At 40.4% G+C, this 4,874-nt stretch carries 4 protein-coding genes and 1 pseudogene; 3 read left to right on the forward strand and 2 right to left on the reverse strand.

The annotated features are described in order from the left end of the window. Positions 1-132 (forward strand): annotated as a pseudogene (locus G6Q48_RS22105) (STAS domain-containing protein); the annotation flags it as partial. A gap of 2 nt (positions 133-134) precedes the next feature. Next, positions 135-992 (forward strand): universal stress protein, encoded by an 858-nt coding sequence (locus G6Q48_RS21610; protein WP_052219461.1) that lies wholly within the window; start codon positions 135-137, stop codon positions 990-992. A 71-nt stretch (positions 993-1,063) separates the two neighbouring features. On the opposite strand, the gene G6Q48_RS21615 is transcribed toward G6Q48_RS21610, so the two are convergent. Further along, positions 1,064-3,058 (reverse strand): BCCT family transporter, encoded by a 1,995-nt coding sequence (locus G6Q48_RS21615; RefSeq protein ID WP_042849111.1) that lies wholly within the window; start codon positions 3,056-3,058, stop codon positions 1,064-1,066. Positions 3,059-3,241: 183 nt separating this feature from the next. Next, the gene (locus G6Q48_RS21620) at positions 3,242-3,871 is read right to left on the reverse strand and encodes a recombinase family protein (RefSeq protein WP_172412315.1); all 630 of its coding nucleotides are present in this window, start codon (positions 3,869-3,871) and stop codon (positions 3,242-3,244) included. Between the two features lie 176 nt (positions 3,872-4,047). On the opposite strand from G6Q48_RS21620, the gene G6Q48_RS21625 reads away from it, so the two are divergent. After that, positions 4,048-4,874, forward strand: an 827-nt coding sequence (locus G6Q48_RS21625) for a DUF4158 domain-containing protein (RefSeq protein WP_166268362.1), incomplete at its 3' end; no start/stop codon positions are given.

A 4,874-nucleotide genomic window follows, 5' to 3' on the forward strand; every position in this document is an offset into this window, starting at 1 on the left:
GTGATTAAGTTTCGACGTGAAGGCATTGATATTGAAATTAAGGGGATGAATGAAGCCACTGCAACGTTGGTTGATAAGTTTGGTATTCATGACGACCCGGAAAAAATTGAAAAATTCATGGGAGGTCATTAATTATGACAGCAGATATCATTCAAAAAACTTGCGTAATTGGGTGTATTGACCGTTCGCCCTCGGCGATTGCCGTTTGTCACGCAAGTACTTGGATAGCTCAAACACTCAAACTTCCGCTGACACTGTTACACATGAATGAAAAAATCTCGACATCAGCACACCATGATTTAAGTGGGGTCATTGGATTTGATACCCGAGAAACTTTATTGAATGAACTCGTGGATATTGAGGAAAAGCGGGCGCGTTTAACCCGTGAGGAAGGCCGACAATTATTGATGAGTGCAAAAGAAATCACTCAAGATTTAGGTCTTCTTGATGTTAATACACTTCAGCGGCAAGGAGCTTTAGCCGAAGTGCTAAATCAAGATGATACGCATATTGTTGTACTCGGTCGTCGAGGCGAGCAATCTGAATTAACGGGGCATATTGGCCGTCAACTCGAAGGCATTATTCGTCTTCAAAAAAACTCAGTGCTTATCTGTAAGCAAAATTTTACCCCACCAAAAAAGATGATGATTGCGTTTGATGGAAGTGAGGAAGGTGAACGCGTCATTCATCGGTTAACACAAGTGAAATTATTAGCCGGTAGTGATTGCTATCTGGTAATGCACGGTAACCAAGACAGTCAACTCAAAAAAGCACAAAACCGACTTCATCAAGCCGACATTAAGGTGAAAGCCAATTTACTTGAGGGTGCCGATAGCATCGTTGATGAATTGTGTAACTTTGCAGTACAACACCATATTGATTTGATCATCATGGGGGCTTTTGGTCATTCGCGAGTGAAGCAATTTTTTACCGGAAGTCATACGACAGAGATGATACATAAAACGCCCGTGTCATTACTCATCATTCGTTAGTTTTTTCGTCTATTGTCATTATTACCAAGAGAGGTGACTCACTTTCGTCACCTCTCTATCATAATAAGTGGCTACGATTTATCCACAATATGAATAAAGTGAATGTGTTTTTCATATTGATCGAGGATATCATGAATAATCTGCGCTTCACTCCATCCCATAATATCGTAGTCCTGCCCACCTTCCTTTAAATAGACTTCAGCGCGGTAATATTTCTGAGGTTCATTATTTTCATCATCATCCATCCCCACTAATGCAAAAGACGGCGTCAGGTAGTCCCGTAATCGTATTTCATAGAGAAAATTGAGACTCTCACCAAATTGCACTTCCAGAGTCACCCTATCGTCCTTATTATGGATAGCGGCCTCTGTGCTCTGCTTTTCCAACTCAGTGATGACAGATTGCATAGCGGGCTCAATCACTTCTGTCATGAAACGTTTAACCTGATTACGTTTAGGGAAGAAGGCTATTTTACGTAATCGACGCTCCCATGATAACCCCCCACGTCCTGTATTCGGTGCTAAAGTGGCAAGCTGTTGACTGTCTTTTTTGTAAACATCAATACGTAAGGCTTTTAGCAATCCGACGATAGCAGTCAATAAAATAATCGCAAAGGGTAGCGCGGTAGCAATTGTCATGGTTTGTAATGCCGTTAATCCTCCGGCCAGTAAAAGTGTGATTGCAACGGCCCCCATCAAAAAGGCCCAAAAAATACGTTGCCATACTGGCGTGTGAATTTCACCACCGGAGGCTAACGTATCGACAACCATCGCACCGGAATCCGCGGATGTCACAAAAAAAACAATGACCATCAGCATCGCGACAAAAGAAAGGGCAGATGAAAACGGAAAGTAATTTAAAAATTCAAATAAAGCGAGAGCAACGTCTTTTTGAACCACTTGCGCCAACATTTCTGCCCCATTATCGCGGATCAGATGGATGGCACTATTGCCAAAAAAAGTCATCCAAAGTAGCGTAAACCCGGCAGGGACAAACAGAACGCCAGTGACAAACTCGCGAATGGTACGCCCTCGAGAAATTCTGGCGATAAACATCCCGACAAAAGGCGACCATGAAAGCCACCATCCCCAATACAATAATGTCCATCCCCCCAACCATTCACTGGATTGCGGTTCATAAGCATAAAGATTGAAGGTTTTATTGATAATATCTGAAAGATAAGCGCCTGTATTTTGGACAAAAGATTTGAGTAACAATACGGTCGGGCCTAAAATCCCAATCAATAGCAGTAACAATCCGGCTAAACTGAGATTGATCTCAGAGAGAATTCGTATCCCTTTATCTAAACCACTGACCACCGATAACGTGGCTAATCCCGTGATCACCACAATCAAAATCACTTGCATCGTTGGACTAACGGGAAAACCAAAGAGGTGTGCTAATCCTGCATTCACTTGCAAAACACCAAAGCCTAATGATGTCGCCACCCCGAAAACGGTGCCGACAACAGCAAAAATATCGACAGCATGACCAATAGGTCCATAAATCCGTTCACCAATGATCGGGTAAAGTGCTGAACGTAAGGTGAGCGGTAAGCCATGTCGATAACTAAAAAAAGCGAGAATTAAGGCGACAATCGCATAAATCGCCCAAGCATGTAGTCCCCAATGGAAAAACGTAATTTCCATCGCTTCTCTTGCAGCTTGAACTGTCTGTGGGTCTCCAATGGGAGGAGCAAGATAATGCATCACGGGTTCTGCGACCCCAAAAAACATAAGCCCAATTCCCATTCCAGCAGAAAACAACATAGCAAACCAGGAAAGATAACTGAATTGGGGCTGGGAATGGTCAGGACCCAATTTAATTTCACCAAATCGAGAGAGGCCTAAATAGGCGACAGTCAATAAAATTAAGGCAACAGCCAGAATATAAAACCAGCTGGCATTCTCAAAAAGTTGTGCCTGTAGAGCTTTGAGCAAAATTTCAGAACGTTGAGGAAAAATAGCGGCTATTGCAACGACACATATAATAATAAAAGCGGAAACAAAGAAAACGGGCGGATTTATCTTCCCCCACGTTTGAGACTTTTGTGGTGATAATGACATTCAATCTCCCTTTTAATGCGTGCTCATGATTGTCATGAAGCTCGGTTTATTGTGATAAATATAAGTTATTTAATTAAAAAGTATCCAATCACTTGTTTATACTTAAATATCTCTCTCATGTCATTCCACGCGGTATGACTCATTGTTGAGTAACATAAACTTGATAAACGAATAGAGGGACATTTATTGCGCTATTTTCATCGATTTTGATACTTTCGAAATAGTATGCCGCGAACAACCTATCAGGTTTTCTATTTGGCTATAGCTTTTTTTCTCCATCAGAAGGCCTTCAATTTTTTGGTGTAATATTTTGTTGATCGGACGGCCTTTATACTTCCCTTCTTGTTTGGCTTTTTGCACTCCTTGCGCTTGACGACGCCGTCTATCTTCGTAATCCTTTCTTGCAACCGCTGCCAGCATGTCTAACATCATACTGTTAAGGGCAGCAAGCATTCGTTCTGTAAATTCATCGGTGCGACTCATAAACTGGTAACTGGTTGGGAGGTCTAAAGAAACGACCTTTAACCCTTTGTGTCCAATGAGATATTTTAATTTTTCCCAGTCATCGGCATTCAAGCGGCTAATTCTATCTACCTGTTCAACTAAAATAATATCACCGGGCATGGCCACATTGAGTAAGCGAAAGAGTTCAGGTCTGTGAAGCTGAGCGCCTGACTCATTTTCTTCAAACCAGCAGGCAATTTGTAGCCCCATTCCTTCAGCAAATTTCAACAGTTCATTTTTTGCTCTTGACGCATCCTGTTCATGCGTAGAAGCACGTAGATATCCATAAATTCGTATATTTGTCTTCATCGGTGCACTATACATTGGTGTTGTTATAGTAGTGCATTATACATCTATTTTTTATACTTATTACACTAGAGTTTACCTAGTGTAGTTAAGGTAGACTTAAATTGCACTTTTATATCGATTACGCGCGCGTCCATTATATGATGTTGTTTATTTTTAGAGGATAGAACATAACCACAATGAAAGAGATTAAATCAGGCCGTATTCAAATTTTGACAGAACAGGAGATTCATGAGCTCTATTCTCGTCCAATATTTAATCAAATTGAGCGTGAAGAATATTTTTCATTAGATCCGAGTATAAAAAAAATCCTCACTAAAATGGGAAAAATTGAAACGAAAATATATTTAATTCTTCTGATTGGTTATTTTCGCGCGAAGCCTGTTGTCGCTCAATTTAAACTACGAGAGGTTAAACAAGATGTCGACTATATTTATGCGACACATTTTCCAAATAGAAAGCCGAAATACCCCTTTATTGCTAAAAGTACTCGAGCAACATTGATCGCTAAAATGCATGAAATACTGGGTTTTTCGCGGTTATTAAGACAAGATAAACAAGCCTTGATAGAGCGTTTGGGTGATGTCGCAACAATCTGTACATACCCCAAATATATTTTTGATGAATGCCTCGCTTTTTTAGGTCAAAACAGAATTGGATTAGTGGGTTATTCCACTTTGCAAAATATGATCACCACGGTTTTAGCTAATGAGAGGCATCGTACCGAGTTGATCCTTTCAAATAGCGTGCCACCAATAATACATAAAAAATTAAAGAAGATACTGCATACAAAAGGGGTTTTAAATAGTCTATCTGGCCAACAAGGCGCAGCTAAAGATTTTACACCGACAGAGCTCGCAAGTGAAATTGAAACGCATAATGCCATAAAAAGTGTTTATCCCGACGTAAAACGTCTTGTTGGTGAATTGGGATTATCATTAGGTAATTTAAGCTATTATGCATCGATTATTCAACATCAATCGATTTATAAAATTCGTCGATTTCC

This window comes from Providencia sp. M-27, assembly GCF_011077905.1.
Classification (GTDB): domain Bacteria; phylum Pseudomonadota; class Gammaproteobacteria; order Enterobacterales; family Enterobacteriaceae; genus Providencia; species Providencia huaxiensis.